The sequence below is a fragment of the Providencia sp. PROV061 genome, from assembly GCF_011045655.1.
GTDB classification, from domain to species: Bacteria; Pseudomonadota; Gammaproteobacteria; order Enterobacterales; family Enterobacteriaceae; genus Providencia; species Providencia hangzhouensis.
Window position 1 is genome coordinate 1,366,376 of the sequence record NZ_CP042861.1, and the last position, 16,979, is coordinate 1,383,354.

Consider the following 16,979-nt stretch of genomic DNA (forward strand, 5'->3'; position numbering starts at 1 on the left):
CTTTCAATAAAACTGATAGAAGCTGACTTTTATTATCATTGAATTATATTTATTTTACCACCTTGTTGATAATGATATTTTTGGAGGTGGGAAAATGCAGGGGATTAAACGTAAAATTGTTTTTGTCACAGCTTATGAGGTTATTGGTTGGTTAATTTCAGCGTTGGCATTGGCTTTTCTTTCTGGTAATTCAGCGGAAACAACAGGCCCATTAGCTTTAGTCATAACGACTATTGCAGTGAGCTGGAACTTTATTTTCAATACCGCATTTGAATATTGGGAATCAAAACAAAAATCACGCATTAGAACCTTTAGGCGCCGGTTTGTACACGCCATATTATTTCAATTAACGTTGGTGATTTTTTTAATTCCTTTAATTGCATGGTGGTTATCAATTAGTCTTTTACAGGCGTTAATACTCGACTTCGCCTTAATTATTTTTATCCCAATTTATACTTTCTTTTTTAATTGGGCATTTGATAAGATTTTTGGATTACCTAAATCTGCCTTACCGCAAGAGAATAACGCCACATCATAGAAAAGTAAGAAAATTATCGAGTTTCCTTCCGTACTAACATTGTGCAGAAGGAAACTCGAATCACACATATTATTTTAATAACCTAGCCTTAACGGATTTCCCTTTAATTTTTCCTTGCTGTAAATGCTTCCAAGCTTGTACGGCAACCTCACGTTTGAGTGCGACGTAGGCATGGGTAGGGTGGATCACAATCTTGCCAATATCGGCACCATTGAGGCCAACTTCTCCGGTTAAAGCACCTAAAATATCTCCAGGACGTATTTTGGCTTTTTTACCGCCATCAAGGCATAAGGTCATCATTGTCGCTTCTAACGGAGTGACTCGTAAACCTGTCGGTTCGGTTTGCCAATTAAGCTTCATGTTTAACATTTCTTCTAGAGCATTGGCTCGTTGGGCTTCTTCTGGCGCACATAAACTAATTGCTAAACCACTTTCACCGGCACGTGCAGTTCGGCCGATGCGGTGAACATGCACTTCAGGGTCCCATGATAATTCATAGTTAATCACCATTTCGAGGGCTTTAATATCTAACCCACGGGATGCGACATCCGTAGCCACTAACACGCGGCTACTTCCGTTAGCAAAACGCACAAGAGTTTGGTCACGCTCACGTTGTTCCATGTCACCATGAAGCACTAAGACACTTTGTTTGCTGGCTGTTAAGGCATCATAAACGGCTTGGCAATCTTTCTTAGTATTACAGAAAACGACACAAGAAGCGGGTTGTTCACGGCTTAAGAGCTTTTGTAATAATTCAATTTTTTCGTGACGAGCGACTTCATAAAATTGTTGTTCAACTGCTGGGAGCTCATCAACACTATTGATTTCAATAGTTTGTGGGTTATTTTGAATTTGCTGGCTAATTCGTGCAATTTCTTCTGGCCAAGTGGCTGAAAACAATAATGTTTGTCTATTAATTGGTGCGTAATCAATTATGGTCTCAATATCTGGCATAAAGCCCATATCGAGCATTCTGTCTGCTTCGTCTAAAACTAAAGTTTGCAATGTATCAAGTTGTACTGTTTCACGATTTAAATGATCAAGTAAACGCCCCGGTGTGGCAACAATGATATGTGCTGCATGTGCAAGGGAGTCGCGTTGTACGCTGAAAGGCACACCACCACAGAGTGTCAAAATTTTGATATTAGGGATCGCGCGAGCTAAACGGCGCAATTCATTGGCGACTTGATCTGCCAGTTCACGAGTTGGACATAAAACTAATGACTGAGTTTTAAATAATTTGGCGTCAATATGTTGTAATAAACCCAGACCAAAAGCCGCAGTTTTGCCGCTGCCCGTTTTAGCTTGTGCTCGGACGTCTTTTCCGGCAAGTATAGGGGGAAGAGCGGCAGCTTGGATCTGCGTCATGTTTAGGTAGCCTAACTCTTGCAAGTTAGTGAGTTGTTCCGCAGAAAGCGCATTTAGGTCAGCAAATGAAGTCACAATACAATCTCAAATAGAATAAAAGGCATAATAGCGCTAATAATACTATTCCTACCTTACTCTGTCTGTTTTTAATTCGGATTGTAATTGGTTACTTTATTTTTTGCTTCTAAGGATACTGCTATCGTACTTATTATTTAATTTGTGATGCCATAATTAAAAAAAGCACCACTAAGAAGCGGTGCTGAGAATATTGAATTGTTCAATATTGATGTCTTAGATAGGACCTAAATTTGTCATTACAGCATATATTAGAGCGACAATAGAAATGGCTATCCATGTGAAGACTAACGGCCAAATAAATCTCACCCATTGTGTATAAGGAATTTTTGCCGTTGCAAGTACAGCCATTAAAATTCCAGAGGTTGGGTTAATACAGTTAACAACCCCTTCTCCAAGCAATACAGTTTGCACTGTCGTTTGGCGAGTGATTTCTAATAAATCGCCCATTGGCGTAAAAATAGGTACAAGCACTGCCGCTTCACCAGAACCTGATGAAATAAAGAAGTGCATAATTGCCGCGGTTGCGAACATAGAAAGGGCAGATAAGGTCTTCGGTAAGCCATCCATCATTGAAATAATGGCATTAACGATGGTATCTAAAATCATCCCATCAGATAATACGATAGCAATAGCACGTGCCATACCAACGATAAACGCGCCACCTACCATTCCCGCACAACCTTTTAAGAAGCCTGTTGCAATGGTATTAGGAGACATGCGGTTTAAAATACCCACGCCAACGCCTAAGATGATAAACATAGCCATCATCTCTTTTTCTCCCCAGCCCCACTCAACAGCACCGAAAATAAATCCGACTAAGCAGAATGCGCTATAGGAAAGAGTAATGACATGCAAAGCTGAAATTTTAGAGGTTTGGTGTTCGTCGGTATTAATTTCAATCTCAGGACGAACCATGCCTTTATTACGGCATTTCTTGGTATAAATCGTTAAAAATAGAATACCCGCGATAACAAATGCAATATAAATAGCCATTCTAAAACCGAGGCCGGATAACAACGGGACGTCGGCTAAACCTTGTGATAAACCCACTGTCATTGGTGCCATGATTGAGGCATTAAAGCCCGAATAAGCCGCAACATAGACTAAAGCAGCACCAAATTTGTCGTCCATTCCCACGGATTTAGCGACTAAAAGACCGATAGGAACAAATGCAATAATTGAGTTAACGACAATCCCTGTTGTCCCTAAAATAGAAAAAACGACAAAGAATATACTGATTAGTAAAAAGTCATTAAGTCTTTTACTGCGCGAGATATTATTGAGTACTTTTTTGATGGCCCCGGTTTCCTCAAGAAGATGTAAAGCACCTCCAGTGAAAATAATCAAAAAGATAATAGGAGCAGCTTTGATTAGACCATCAGCTATTGAGGTGAAAATTTGCCCTGGCAAAATACCGTGTTGTTCTGGTAAGCGCGCATAACTACCGGGAATGGTATAAGAACTAGATACTTTTGTTTCTATACCATCTTTTACCATGGTGATGACTTTTGTTTCTGATGCATATTGCCCCGCAGGAACGATCCACGTTGCAATACCCGCCAATACTAAGATGAAAAACAAAAGAACATAAGGGTTTAGACCTTCAGAACGTTTTTTAGGTGGTGTTGTTGTGTTTGTTGACATCGTTGTCATAGAGTTTCCTATTGGATTATTATTTATTGTGTAATGCGTTGCAATACATTGAAAAATAACTGTGTACGCTCTGTGAGTGACGGTATTTCTAAGTATTCTTTATCACTGTGCTGGTATCCACCAATCGGGCCTAACCCATCTACAGTGGCCGTTCCGACACCTGCAGTAAAAGAGGCATCAGAGCCACCACCCGTCGAAACATCAAGTAAATCAATGTTTAGTTGCGCAGCTTCTTCTTTAATGATGTTGATAAGAACGGTGCTTTCATCCGTTTTAGCCATAGGTGGGCGATTAATTCCGCCTGTTAAGGTGAGTTTGATGCCGTCTAATACTGGTGTACTACATACTTCCCTGACTTTTTTATCGATCTCAATACCCTGTTCTTCAGACGAAATACGGACATCGATTTCTGCTCTGGCATTCGGAGCTACAGTATTCACAGAGGTTCCACCAGAAATTAGGCCAACGTTAACGGATAGGCCTTTATCATGAGCAGAGAGTGCGTGTAACATTTGGATTTTATATGATAATTCCTGAATTGCACTAATGCCTGCTTCGGGGGCAATACCTGAATGAGAGGCTTTTCCTTCAATATTTAATACATAAGTTCCAACACCGCGGCGAGCGCTCACTATAGCGCCATTGGCACGAGCAGGCTCCATCACAAGTGCGTAGCGCTTTCCTAATGCACATTGTTCGATGACACCGCGAGATGAAATAGAACCAATTTCTTCATCACAATTGAGGAGGATTTCAATATTTTTGTAGCGAATATCTTGATTATCATAAAGTTGCTTCATGACTTGATATACCATGACATGGCTGCCTTTCATATCAATCACGCCAGGGCCATAAGCTCGATCACCTTCAATACTAAAAGGACGTTCAGCAACGGTGCCTTTAGGAAAAACGGTATCTAAATGCAATAAAATTAATATATCAGCCTTTATTGAAGGGTGATATATTCGATAATTATTGCCGAGTGATTCATTTTCAATGATTTCGACTTCGAACCCCATTTCGCGATATTTTTCACACCAGACAGCAGCATGGTTATCTACACCTTCTTTGTCATAAGAGCCTGATTCGATATTGACTACTTTTTCAAGTAGCTTAAGCATACTGTCTTCATGCGTTAAAAAGTTATTATTCATGGTTGTTTCCTTATATTGTATCTACTACAAAATTAAGTTGTTTTTATTGTGGTAAATTTAATTTTAGGTGATATCAAAACAGGGTGTATATTAAGTTAAATTTATCTGATTCAGATTTTCACTAAATTAAATGCTGCTTTTATTAAAGGTAAAAAAACAAAAGAAAAAGGCAGTGTTAAAATTTGCTAATAATAATTGCGATTTTTTTTGATTCTCACTGTTTGTATTATGGGAAATAAATACCATAAATTTTTATGCTCTAGTGAGTCGTACCACAGTAAAGGATATAAGAAGTACCAATACTTGATAGTTGAATCATAGGCATTTTTTGACTGTATCATAATAAATAATTTGTATACAAGATGATTATTCACTAAAAATATAAACCCATTTAGAGAGTAATTTTATGGGGATATATAAGATGGAATACATTGCTGATATTGTTCGAGCAAGTTTGAGTTTCTAATGAAAAATTCTGTATTAGGCTAAATTGAGATTCTTTAAGAGAGTGTGATTAGAATAATTTATAAAATATATAGTGGTTATGCGTTTTTCTAATAATTTAAATAACGATAGCAATTCATTTTTCATAGCTTGTAATATTTAACTGTGTTTTTTTTAAACAAAAAAGTCAGAGTGATTAAATTAAAAACAACTCAGTCAAATTTAGTCTCTGTACTTTTCTTATAAATAGCCTTTGAGCATATTATTGCTTGATAGCCACTCTTTGACGTATTAATTGTATTTTTATTCATCGACTTTTTCTGTCTTCTAAGCGATATAGCTCATTGCAAGAAATAAGGTGAAAGAGAATAAGTTTCTCTTATATGACTATTATGCAGCATGAAAAGAAGCCAATTAGGCGTAAATACTAAGGTGTATGTTAAATTAACGACAAAATACCTACCAAATAATTACATTACGTGATGAAGAATTTAACTTGCATGGAACATTTGTTGTTTTATTTTAGTGGTTTATGTGGTTTTTACTGGGTAATTGATTGTGAAGAATAAACAAAATAATGATATTGTGACGGCTAGCTCATTTATCAAAACTTAACCAACAGCATGAATTTAAAGGCTATTTATTCTTGAATAGAAAAATTTTCTCTTAATTTGAAAAAAGGCACCAATTTTTAGAAAAAATTTTCTATTTCCCTGTGGCATATTTCTTTTAGCAACAAATATAAAGATATCATTTTTACTTTACTATATTGGGTTTTAGATAATGACTAAGAATATTGCTACAATTTTAATTCATGGTGGAAAGCAGCAAGATACTGTTAATCATGCTATTTTTCCTGCTATTACAACAGCCAGTACTTTCGTTCAACAAAGCTTAACAGAGCATGGTGAATATTGTTATTCACGTTGCAGCAACCCAACACGTTATGTATATGAAACCTTATTAGCTGAAATTGAAGGTGGAAGCTATGCAACAGCGACTGCATCCGGTGTGGCTGCTTCAAGTTTAGTTTTAAATTTATTACCAAAAGATTCACATATTATTGCAATGAAGGGTGTTTATGGAGGAACTTTTCGGTTATTTGAACGAGTTTCAACCATTAATAGCGGTCACCAAATAGACTATGTTGATTTGAATAATCTTGATGAAGTTAAAACAAAAATAAAAGATAACACACGCTTAATTTGGATTGAAAGCCCAACTAATCCATTATTAGAATTAGTTGATATTAATGCTATTTGTTCACTTGCCAAAGAGCATAATATTTTAACTTGCGTTGATAATACATTTGCAACAGCTTGGAACCAAAAACCATTAGAATTAGGTGCCGATTTAGTGATGTTATCGGCAAGTAAATATATTGGCGGCCATTCCGATTTAATTGGTGGTGCGGTGATCACCCAAAGAGAAGACTTAGCCAGCCGCCTTGATTTTCTAAAAACCACCCTCGGAGCAATTGCTTCTCCTTTTGACGCCTACCTTGCTTTACGTGGATTAAAAACATTAGCATTACGTATGGCAGCACAATGCAGTAATGCCGCACAAGTTGCGAAATATTTATCAACACACCCGAAAGTTGAGCAGGTTTATTACCCTGGATTACCTTCGCATCCTCAATATGAATTATGCAAAAAACAAATGCGTACAGGAGGAGCGGTTGTGACGATTAAATTAGCAGGGGATATTGAAGACACCAAAGTCTTTTTATCTAAAGTTAAATATTTTGTTTTAGCGGAATCATTGGGGGGTGTTGAAAGTATGGTGAATCATTCGGCAACCATGTCACACGGGTCGATGACAAAAGAAGAAAGAGAAAGTATCCAAGTATTTGACACCACATTACGTTTATCCGTAGGTATTGAAGATATCACAGACTTATTAAATGATTTAGAAAACGCACTATCTTAATTTATTAAAATCAAAATAAAATATAATAAGAGAGCATCTAATGAATGATTATGGGATTTGGACCATTGTCACGCCAATGGTGACGATACTTTTAGCCATTTTTACACGACAAGTTATATTATCATTATTACTGGGGATATTAGTTGGTTTTACCGTTATATATGATCACAATATATTATTAGGTATAAACGGAACGCTCGATGGCATTATTAATACGTTTGCATCACCGGGAAACACAAAAACAATTCTATTTATGGTAATGATTGGCGGAATTATGCGGCTCGTCGTTGTTACTGGTGGTGTGCGTTCATTGGTTAAATTATTAACAAATAAAACAAAGTTAATTAAAAATAAAAAAGCTGTTCAATTAATGGCGATGATTATTACATCGTTAATTTTTATTGAAAGCTCTATTAACCAATTAATTGCTGGAGCATCAACAAAAACATTAGCGAAGAAATACGGAGTTTCGCCAGAAAAAATGTCCTACATTGTGCAGACTTCCTGTGTATCAGTGTGTTCATCAGCCATGATTAACGGATGGGGAGCGGCAATGATGGGGGTTATTGGCGTACAAATATCTAAAGGTTTAATTACTGGAGAGCCTTTTGAAATTTTAGCTGGCTCTATGGTATTTAATATCATGGCGTGGTTTTCCCTCGCTTCAGTGCTGTTTTATATTTTCTCCAATGTTTCTTGGGGGCCAATGAAAAAGGCGGATTTACACGCAGAGCAGCAGGCTTTAACTTTATTATCCGCGGAAGAAGCTGAGCAGGATGACGAAGATATTATTGAGCACCCTAATTGCCATACTTCTCTTAATTTCTTTATTCCAATTTTATCAACGGTATTAATGGTACCTGTTGCGCTTTATATCACCGGTAATGGCGATTTTAGTAAAGGTAGCGGTTCAACATCGGTATATTGGGGAGTCATGTTTGGAACTTTAGTCTCTTTTGTGTGGTTCTTAGCACGTCGTGTACTTAATATTGAGACTTTCTTTAAAGAATTATATATCGGCTATGCCAGCATGGTAAAAATTAGCTCGGTGATGATCCTCGCTTTTTTAATGGGAACCGTTTCTTCAGATTTAAATACCGGTGCCTATATAGCAGAAATCACCTCGGGTGTTATTTCGCCAGCTTTCTCAATAGGTTTTATCTTCTTAATTAGTGCGGTGATGTCATTAGCAACAGGAACATCGTGGGGAACATTTGCCATTATGATCCCAATTGGTGTGCAATTAGGACTTTCAGTCGGAATGCCTGTTGAATATATGATTGGTGCAGCCATTGCAGGTTCAATTTACGGAGACATGACATCACCAATTTCCAGTGATGCAATTGTGGCTTCTATGGCAACAGATTGTGACCATATTGAGCATATTCGTACCCAAATGCCTTATGCAACAGTCACGGCCGCGTTTGCGCTGATGGTTTATCTGTATTTAGGTTTCACATATTAATAAAGTGAATAAAATAATAAAGATTAGGCAAAATTAGCTGCAATAAATAAAATAGATTTATTTCAAGGAGTAGCACCACTAGCAAAACTAAATAATCATTCAGAATATTTAGGTCGTGATATTTACACTGATGGTGCTCTTGTTATTTTTGCTTATTCTGAAATCAATATAGCAACAATTAAAATAGACTTCTGATAATGCGATTTTATTATGAAAATTAATACCAAGGTTATTCATGGTTACCCCATGACAGATAAATATACCGGAAGTTCTTCTATTCCGTTATATCAATCATCCACATTTTCACAAGCCAATATTGAGGAAAGTTACGACCATATTTATTCGCGTTTTTCCAATCCAACAAGAGATGCATTAAGTGAGGCAATTTGCGCGATTGAAAACGCAAAATTTGCTGAAGTTTTTTCCTCAGGAATGGCAGCAATAAGTGCCGTATTGCTTAATTTTAGTCAGGGCGACCATATTGTTGCCTGCAAAAATATATATGGTGGCTCTTTCCAATTAATGACTGAATTTTTGCCACGCTACGGTATTTCAGTCACATTTGTTGATGCGACTAATCCAATGAATTATCAGCAAGCAATAATGGAAAACACCAAAGCGTTTTATATTGAAACGCCATCTAATCCAACGTTACAAGTGACGGATTTAAAATCTGTTATTGGGATTGCGCAGCAGCATAATATTATTACTATCTGTGACAATACCTTTATGACGCCGTTGTTATCAGATGTTATTTCTCTTGGAATTGATTTTTCTATTAATAGCGCAACTAAATTTATTAATGGCCATAGTGATGTGATCTTGGGGACGGTAGCAACGAATAACCCTGAATATGCGAGGTGGTTACATAAGTCTGCAGTTGCTATTGGCAGTATTGCTGCACCATTTGATAGCTGGCTGACAATGCGAGGTTTAAAATCAATGGCAATGCGGGTTGAACGAGCAAGTGAAAATGCGCAAAAGCTTGCAGAATATCTGAATGAGCATCCAAAAGTACAACACGTTTTTTATCCTGGGTTAGCTTCGCACCCAAATCATATCATTCATATGCAGCAATCTAAAAATGGCGGAATGGTGGTTTCCTTTGATTTGGGTAGCTATGAAAAGGTAAAACGATTTTTAGACGCGGTTCGTATTCCACTCGTTGCAGTCAGTTTAGGGGGAATTGAATCAATTATTTCCTATCCTAAAATGATGTCCCATGCTTGTATCCCTGAAGAAGAGAGACTACTGCAAGGCGTAACGGATGGGTTATTGCGTTTCTCACTGGGCTGTGAAGATATTGATGATTTACTTGCTGACGTCGGTTCTGCTTTATCGCAAATACAGTAATTAGGCGATTATCAACGTATTTTAATTCCTCAGTGGCACTAATCACATCCCAAGAAAGTACCAATAATATATTCAAGCCCTCTAAATAATCAGATTATTTAGAGGGCTTTTACTTCACAAAATAGTTATTTGAACGATATAAAACTAAAGACAAAGCTCTTTATTCGCTGGATTTAATTTAGCGGCTTGTTGGATATGTCTTAAAGTTTCAGTGGCCAATAGTGCGGAAGCTTCATAAAATGCATTTCCGCTTTGCAGTTGCATTTTCTCTAAATAGCGATAGACCCAAGGTAGAAAATGTAATTCTAGCAATTCGCGTAGTAGTTCTGGTTTATTTTCAATCACCCAGGCGGTGAGAAGAAATAATAACCCTACATGATCTTCTGGCTCTTTTTGGTTTAATTCAATATTGATTTGGTTATTACGGAGCCATGCTCTTAACTCAAGTGTCGAAATACCAAAAATAACATTTTCTTTATCAAGATAAACAGAACCCCAAGGTGGTGCTGGTAATGCATAAGGGCCTATAAATAAGCGCTGATAGGCTTCTTGTAATGTTTCTGATTCAGAAAGACTATCTTGAAAGAGTTTATCAATACGTTGGCAATCATAATCCTGAGTAAATGGCCATTCAGCTAACCATTCGCTCGTCGTAAATAAATCAATTAACTTATTTACGCGTGCATCAGAAGGGTCATAATAAAATAATGTCCCTAAAGTTTGCGCGCAAAGCGAAAAATCTGCCAATAATTTTTGTTCCATATTTGTCCACATTGCTATGTTGATGATGACTCTTTGGTGTGATCGTAGCGAAACATGAGATTGTTGTCGATGATAAGAAAGTCATTAACCTTCTTATCATCGTAAAAAACATGAATTAGTCGTTAGCCTGCAACAGCCATACCCACCGTCATATGCAGCCCGTAGAAAATGCCTCTACCAATCAATTCACCAAAAATCACCAATAATACGGCGACTAGTAGCCCAATAATTGAAGGGTTTTTCATTTTAACATGTGGGTAAATCCAGAAAGCTAGTCCCAATGTTAAGCAAACAGTACGCCATCCCATCAGTGAGGCATAATCAGGAACAAGCTCCGATGCTTTTTGTACCGAACTTTGGATAGATCCTAATTCAAATCCTTGTGCCGTTACCAAAATACTGCTCGCAATCACTGCAACAATACTGATTAATGTAAAGAAGCGGACGTTATTGATATCATAGCTAGCTATGCGCAATAAAAATGCGGCAAGAACAGGCCCCGCAATAAAGCTGATTAAGATAAATTGCAAACTACCATAGTGATTAAACCAAGTTGGGACGGTATCAATTTGGTAAACGCGAGATATGGCATAAATAAATATTGCCGCACAAATGATAGTGATGATTAACCAAATATTGCCGACAGACTTGGGCATCTTCTTTAATAATGACAATAGCCAATATATCCCACCTAAGGCAAAGAATATTGAGCCACTGACTATTTCGTTACTGAGCGCTGAATGCCCAACACGTATCATCGAATTAAAGGCACGCATCGGTGAGCCCATATGTAGCATGGAGAGTAAAAAGCCAACTCCCATTAACACCCATAAACCAAACATGCTCATCACTATTTTATGATGCTGTTCTTGCATGGGTTTCATTAACAATACCAGAGCCATGAGAATAAATGCGCCAGCAACACTTTGACCTATAACGGTGAAGAAGATTAACGGATATTCATGTAAGCCTGCGCCCATTTTAAACTTCCTCCGGATTAGCTAAATAACCTGTGGTGTCGCCCACAGGACGGCAATTTGCATTGAGATTTAATACAATATTGGGTTTGGTATAATGTGCTGCTGGTAGCGGTGCTATTTCATTGATTGTTCCGTATTTCTCACGTAACTCTTCAATGGGCCCAAAATCTAATGCACGTAGCGGGCAAGATTCAACACAAATGGGTTTTTTGCCTTCAGCCACTCGTTCATAGCAGCCATCACATTTAGTCATATGCCCTTTGACTGCATCAAACTGTGGTGCACTATAAGGGCATGCCATATGGCAATAACGGCAACCAATACAGACACTTTCGTCAACAACGACAAAGCCATCTTCACGTTTATGCATTGCGCCACTTGGGCAAACTTTAACGCAAGCAGGGTCTTCACAATGGTTGCATGAAATAGAGAGGTAATAAGAAAATACATTTTGATGCCATGCGCCATCTTGCTCTGTCCAGTCGCCGCCTGCATACTCATAAATACGACGAAAATGAACATCAGCGGATAAGTTTTTAAAATCTTTACAGGCGAGTTCACACGTTTTGCAGCCCGTACAACGTTGTGTATCAATATAAAAACCATATTGTTGTGACATACCGGGCTCCTTATAGTTTTGCAATTTCAACTAAGTTAGTATGCTGAGGGTTTCCCTTAGCAAGCGGTGAAGGACGTTGAGTTGTGAGGACATTAATACACCCGCCTTGGTCTACTTTTTTGCCAAACATATCGGCATCTAACCAAGCCCCTTGGCCCATAGCCGTCACCCCAGGCATGATCCGCGGAGTCACTTTAGCTGGAATATGAACTTCACCTCTGTCATTGAAAACTTTGACCATATCACCCTGCTTAATACCACGCGCTTTGGCATCTATTGGGTTAATCCATATTTCTTGGCGGCAGGCTTGTTTTAAGATATCAATGTTGCCATAACTTGAGTGTGTTCTGGCTTTATAATGAAACCCTGTCATTTGTAATGGGTATTTTTTGTTAAGGCTATCGGTATGGCTTTCAAAGCCTTCTGTGTAAATTGGTAACGGATCAATCACATCATCTGGTGCTAATTGCCATGTTTTCGCTATCTCAGCTAGGCTTTCAGAGTAAATTTCTATTTTTCCTGAAGGCGTTTTTAGTGGATTAGCTTGAGGGTTATCTCGGAAGGCTTTAAATCCAATGACATGCTCATCTGGGCATTTGTGCTTGAAAATACCTACGGTTTTCATTTCTTCATAAGTTGGCATATCAGGGTAGCGTTCGCGACTTTTTTCACATAAATATTTAACCCATTCGTGCTGGCTGCGGCCTTCGGTGAATTTCTGTTCGACATCAGGGCCTAAGCGTTTAGCAATTTCCGACAAAATTTCATAGATGGGTTTACGCTCAAATTTAGCGCTAGTCGCTGGTTGGCCTAAGATCATGTAAGACATGTTTCCTGCGGACTCGCTAGGAATAAGGTCTTCTTGCTCGGTAGGCATTAAATCAGGTAATAAAATATCGCAATATTTTGCTGATGCCGTCATGAAATGGTCGATACCAACAATCATTTCGCATTTGCTGTCATCTTGCAAAATTTCATGGGTACGGGCGATATCACTGTGCTGATTTATCAATGTGTTACTGGCATAGCACCATAAGAACTTAATGGGAACATCTAATTTATCTTTCCCTTTTATGCCATCGTGAATGGCGGTCATTTCTGTGCCGCGTTCAATAGCATCAGTCCATGTGAAAACGGAAATTTGTGTTTTGACTGGGTTATCGAGCATTGGGAACCATTCAACACCTGAATCATAGGTGCCTTCACGACAGCCTGAATTTCCGCCACTAATACCAACATTACCTGTGATAATGGCTAACATGGCAATTGCTCGAACGGTTTGTTCACCATTTGAATGACGTTGAGGGCCCCAACCTTGAACAATATAAGCGGGTTTCGCTTGGCCTATTTCACGAGCTAACTTAATGATTTTATCTGCTGGAATACCTGTAATTTTAGCGGCCCACTGTGGTGTTTTAGCTATACCATCAGCACCTTGGCCTAAAATATAGGCCTTATAGTGACCGTTTTGAGGTGCAGAAGCCGGTAAGGTTTTTTCGTCATAGCCAATACAGTATTTATCCACAAACTCTTGGTCAACCATATCCTCAGTGATAATCACATAAGCTAATGCAGCTGCAAGTGCGCCATCAGTACCAGGGCGAATAGGTAACCATTCATCTTCTCTACCAGAAGCTGTGTCATTATAACGAGGGTCAATAACTATCATGCGCGCATTCGAACGCTCACGTGCTTGTTCGACATAATAAGTCACACCTCCACCACTCATACGAGTTTCGGCTGGGTTATTACCAAACATCACAACTAGTTTTGTATTTGCGATATCGTCGGGGCTATTGGCTTCTTGAGAACCATACAGATAATTCATACCCGCACGAATTTGCGCAGTACTATAACTGCCATAGCGGCTCAGGAAGCCACCACATGAATTCATTAAACGGTAGGGAACATTCGAATTGGTGATATTACCGCCATCAACGCCAGTGCCATAGAGAACATGCACCGCTTCATTGCCGTAATTTTGCAAAATATCGCGCAAACTATTACCAACGGTATCTAGGGCCTCTTCCCATGAAATTCGGATAAATTTGCCTTCACCACGTTTACCCACACGTTTCATCGGGTACTTTAATCTATCTGGGTGGTTCATTCTTCTACGGATTGAGCGGCCACGCAGGCAAGCTCTTACTTGATGATTGCCATATTCATCTTTTCCCGTGGTATCAGATTCAACCCAATATACTTCATCGTCACGAACATGGAGACGTAATAGGCAACGGCTACCACAGTTAACGGTACATGAGCTCCAAACGGCTTTTTCTTCAGCGGATGTTGAGTTTTGAGTGTTATCGATTGCTTTTGCATTGAAAGGAAGTGATAAACCGCCTACTGCAGCAAATAAACCGCCTGCAGCGCCAGATTTCACGACATTGCGCCTTGAGATAGGGCTATTTAATAATTTATTTTTTGTATTCATTGATATGAGCCTTTATGACCATATTAAATATAATGTTATTCAAGGGTTATCTTACTCTGACATGTTTAGTTTTTTTTGCGCCATATCAATGAAGTTATATTTGCAAAACTGGTAACTTTTCTATAATAAATAAATTATATTGATAATCAATATCATCTTAATATCATGAATATAAAGAATTTTTTGTTTCCCTTGCTGGAGGTTGAAAATTTAGAAATGTTAATATTTGGTTTTGTAGAGAAAATATTTCTCTAGGTGAGGAGTTTTCGAAAAATAGGGAGAATATTTCTAGCAGTATAGTTGGAAAATAATAATAAATTTCTCTAGAGTCATTAATTGTTCTAAAAAATCAATAAAGATTATCATTATTTTTCGGAATAAAAAGCAAATACGGAATAACTGTCTATTAGATGAATATCTAATACCTAATTAAGACGTAACTTCTTAGTGGGAATAATATTTATTTTCAACTGAGGTTAATTAAATTCAATATTAAGTGTTATAGATTGAGCAAAACCTGCAGGTGGTTTACCTACAGAGCGGCTTTTTTGTACTGCAAGCAAAGCAGCTTGATCTAATAAATCATTTCCTGAGCTACTTGCTAAGCGAATTAAGCTAATTTCCCCGTTTTGGCTTAATTGAAATTGTATTGTTGCAATACCACGGTTTTTCATTTTTTTCGCGCGGCGAGGGTATTGTTTATTTCTCTCAACTTCTTGGCGTAGTTTTTCACGGTAAGCATTAATTAATTGGCTATTAGTATCACTAGTCGCATGTTGGTTTTTGGGGCCTTTTATTCCTGCGGATTGAGACGATACAAGGGCTCCAGCCTTTTGTTGTTGTGCGATTGGCAAATCATTTTTAATTTCTGTATTAGCTGGTTTGTGAGCGTTTTCAGTTCTTTTAGTGAGTTCTTTGGGCTTCGTAGGTTCTTTTGGGGTTTTGATCACCTTTTTTTGTTTTTTAGGCGCAACAATGGTGGCGTGTTCAACTATTGGGCTGGGAGCAATTTTTACCTCATTAGGTGTGTCTATAGGAAGGGGGATCTCTTCAGGTTCTGCAACGTTGACAGCTTGAGTCAATGCGATCGATATAATAGGCGCATCCTGTTGTGCTTGGTTTTTTAAGGATAATGATTGAGCCGTAACATAGGTTAAGTACCCAATAACAAGAACATGAAGTGTTATGGATAGCATAAAAGTGATTAATTTTCGACTCATCATAAAACCTCAATATTCTTTCTCGTTGAACCTAAAGAGGGGAGACCAATACAGGTATTAAGTAGTTATGTTTGAGTTATGACTCATAAGGTAAAATAACGATTCGAATTATATGTTAATAATTATCAATTGCAAATGATAGTTATTATCAACTTTGGTGGGTGCATATTATAATTTGTTAATATTTTGATTTTTAATGAAATATTATTTATAAGTAAAAAGGCTTGGTGAGTAGCCAAGCCTTAATGAGGTTAATTGTGTGATAAATTAGTTAAATATCATTCTCTATTTTATTTTTTGCAAAAAAAGAGGATTATTTCGGCGTGTTTATAGGGGTTTTAATATACAAAGAACACCGTGAAGATAAGCAACACGGTGTTCGAATATTTATTAATAGTAAAATTAAGAGCGTTTAGCTACCGCTTCAGAGATACTTACTGCGTTCTCTCTATTTGCAAACCAACGGACACGTAAAAGGTCATATCCAAGATTAAACGCATAAGTATAAAATAAGAAAAAGACAAAAAAGCCGATTTCAAGTAAGAATGCATCTAAGAATGACATTTGAAGTAAAAACGCCAGCATTGGGACACCCATGATCACAAAGCTTAATTCAAATCCAACAGCATGAAAAACACGCACTTTGGCTGGGCGAGACCCCTTGGATAAAGGCCAATAACGGTCAAAAGCCATGTTATAAAATAAGTTTAATAGCATTGCCAGCGTCGATAAGACAATAGCCACTGTTCCCATTTGGAAAATTGAGCGTCCTAAAAGCCACGCACTGACCGGTGCAGTTATCGCAATTGCGATGACCTCAAATGAAACTGCATGAAAAACTCGCTCAGTTAATGTTTTTGTATACTTGCTCATAACTACCTCAAAGATATAGAAAATTAATTTTTAGGTAAAAATCGGGTGCAATTATTTGCTATTTTTTATATATATACAAAATGGCAGCCATCGAAAAAAGCGATAC

At 37.8% G+C, this 16,979-nt stretch carries 13 protein-coding genes; 4 read left to right on the forward strand and 9 right to left on the reverse strand.

Annotated elements, in window-relative coordinates; all coding sequences use genetic code 11:
• The first annotated feature begins 94 nt into the window (after nt 1-94).
• Complete coding sequence (locus FVA72_RS06075) at nt 95-538, forward strand: PACE efflux transporter (RefSeq protein WP_004262335.1); 444 nt, start codon at nt 95-97, stop codon at nt 536-538.
• Nucleotides 539-607: 69 nt separating this feature from the next.
• Here FVA72_RS06075 and dbpA read toward each other — a convergent pair whose 3' ends face one another.
• The 3 genes from dbpA to FVA72_RS06090 all read right to left on the reverse strand — a co-directional run bounded on the left by dbpA (nt 608) and on the right by FVA72_RS06090 (nt 4,791).
• A complete protein-coding gene (dbpA, locus tag FVA72_RS06080; protein ID WP_110592195.1) occupies nt 608-1,981 on the reverse strand; it encodes an ATP-dependent RNA helicase DbpA in 1,374 nt (457 codons plus the stop codon).
• Nucleotides 1,982-2,197: 216 nt separating this feature from the next.
• A complete protein-coding gene (locus tag FVA72_RS06085; RefSeq protein WP_243154739.1) occupies nt 2,198-3,637 on the reverse strand; it encodes a YfcC family protein in 1,440 nt (479 codons plus the stop codon).
• Nucleotides 3,638-3,660: 23 nt separating this feature from the next.
• Nucleotides 3,661-4,791, reverse strand: a complete 1,131-nt coding sequence (locus tag FVA72_RS06090) for a M20 family metallopeptidase (protein WP_110592194.1) — start codon at nt 4,789-4,791, stop codon at nt 3,661-3,663.
• A 1,227-nt stretch (nt 4,792-6,018) separates the two neighbouring features.
• Between FVA72_RS06090 and FVA72_RS06095 the strand changes: the two genes are divergently transcribed.
• From FVA72_RS06095 to FVA72_RS06105, 3 genes are all read left to right on the forward strand, one after another.
• Nucleotides 6,019-7,164, forward strand: a complete 1,146-nt coding sequence (locus tag FVA72_RS06095; RefSeq protein ID WP_110592193.1) for a trans-sulfuration enzyme family protein — start codon at nt 6,019-6,021, stop codon at nt 7,162-7,164.
• A gap of 40 nt (nt 7,165-7,204) precedes the next feature.
• Complete coding sequence (locus FVA72_RS06100; protein WP_110592192.1) at nt 7,205-8,629, forward strand: Na+/H+ antiporter NhaC family protein; 1,425 nt, start codon at nt 7,205-7,207, stop codon at nt 8,627-8,629.
• 210 nt (nt 8,630-8,839) lie between these two features.
• On the forward strand, nt 8,840-9,982 hold the full coding sequence (locus tag FVA72_RS06105; protein WP_110592191.1) for a trans-sulfuration enzyme family protein: 1,143 nt from the start codon (nt 8,840-8,842) through the stop codon (nt 9,980-9,982).
• Nucleotides 9,983-10,126: 144 nt separating this feature from the next.
• On the opposite strand, the gene dmsD is transcribed toward FVA72_RS06105, so the two are convergent.
• The 6 genes from dmsD to FVA72_RS06135 all read right to left on the reverse strand — a co-directional run bounded on the left by dmsD (nt 10,127) and on the right by FVA72_RS06135 (nt 16,873).
• A complete protein-coding gene (gene dmsD, locus FVA72_RS06110; RefSeq protein ID WP_243154740.1) occupies nt 10,127-10,744 on the reverse strand; it encodes a Tat proofreading chaperone DmsD in 618 nt (205 codons plus the stop codon).
• 122 nt (nt 10,745-10,866) lie between these two features.
• Nucleotides 10,867-11,724: a DmsC/YnfH family molybdoenzyme membrane anchor subunit gene (locus FVA72_RS06115; protein WP_137018919.1), complete on the reverse strand. Its 858-nt coding sequence runs from the start codon at nt 11,722-11,724 to the stop codon at nt 10,867-10,869.
• Nucleotide 11,725: 1 nt separating this feature from the next.
• On the reverse strand, nt 11,726-12,343 hold the full coding sequence (locus FVA72_RS06120) for a DMSO/selenate family reductase complex B subunit (RefSeq protein ID WP_096863216.1): 618 nt from the start codon (nt 12,341-12,343) through the stop codon (nt 11,726-11,728).
• Nucleotides 12,344-12,353: 10 nt separating this feature from the next.
• Nucleotides 12,354-14,780: a selenate/tellurate reductase subunit YnfF gene (gene ynfF, locus FVA72_RS06125; RefSeq protein ID WP_175427113.1), complete on the reverse strand. Its 2,427-nt coding sequence runs from the start codon at nt 14,778-14,780 to the stop codon at nt 12,354-12,356.
• Nucleotides 14,781-15,256: 476 nt separating this feature from the next.
• A complete protein-coding gene (locus FVA72_RS06130; RefSeq protein WP_110592187.1) occupies nt 15,257-16,003 on the reverse strand; it encodes an energy transducer TonB in 747 nt (248 codons plus the stop codon).
• 399 nt (nt 16,004-16,402) lie between these two features.
• Entirely contained in the window at nt 16,403-16,873 is a 471-nt protein-coding gene (locus FVA72_RS06135) for a multidrug/biocide efflux PACE transporter (protein WP_110592186.1), read from the reverse strand.
• Nucleotides 16,874-16,979 lie beyond the last annotated feature (106 nt).

Excerpts from the sequence above, each read along its gene's own strand:
- FVA72_RS06075 (WP_004262335.1), top strand. The coding sequence starts at position 95 with ATGCAGGGGATTAAACGTAAAATTGTTTTTGTCACAGCTTATGAGGTT.
- FVA72_RS06085 (WP_243154739.1), bottom strand. The coding sequence starts at position 3,637 with ATGACAACGATGTCAACAAACACAACAACACCACCTAAAAAACGTTCT.
- FVA72_RS06090 (WP_110592194.1), bottom strand. The coding sequence starts at position 4,791 with ATGAATAATAACTTTTTAACGCATGAAGACAGTATGCTTAAGCTACTT.
- FVA72_RS06095 (WP_110592193.1), top strand. The coding sequence starts at position 6,019 with ATGACTAAGAATATTGCTACAATTTTAATTCATGGTGGAAAGCAGCAA.
- FVA72_RS06100 (WP_110592192.1), top strand. The coding sequence starts at position 7,205 with ATGAATGATTATGGGATTTGGACCATTGTCACGCCAATGGTGACGATA.
- FVA72_RS06105 (WP_110592191.1), top strand. The coding sequence starts at position 8,840 with ATGAAAATTAATACCAAGGTTATTCATGGTTACCCCATGACAGATAAA.
- dmsD (WP_243154740.1), bottom strand. The coding sequence starts at position 10,744 with ATGGAACAAAAATTATTGGCAGATTTTTCGCTTTGCGCGCAAACTTTA.
- FVA72_RS06115 (WP_137018919.1), bottom strand. The coding sequence starts at position 11,724 with ATGGGCGCAGGCTTACATGAATATCCGTTAATCTTCTTCACCGTTATA.
- FVA72_RS06120 (WP_096863216.1), bottom strand. The coding sequence starts at position 12,343 with ATGTCACAACAATATGGTTTTTATATTGATACACAACGTTGTACGGGC.
- ynfF (WP_175427113.1), bottom strand. The coding sequence starts at position 14,780 with ATGAATACAAAAAATAAATTATTAAATAGCCCTATCTCAAGGCGCAAT.
- FVA72_RS06130 (WP_110592187.1), bottom strand. The coding sequence starts at position 16,003 with ATGATGAGTCGAAAATTAATCACTTTTATGCTATCCATAACACTTCAT.
- FVA72_RS06135 (WP_110592186.1), bottom strand. The coding sequence starts at position 16,873 with ATGAGCAAGTATACAAAAACATTAACTGAGCGAGTTTTTCATGCAGTT.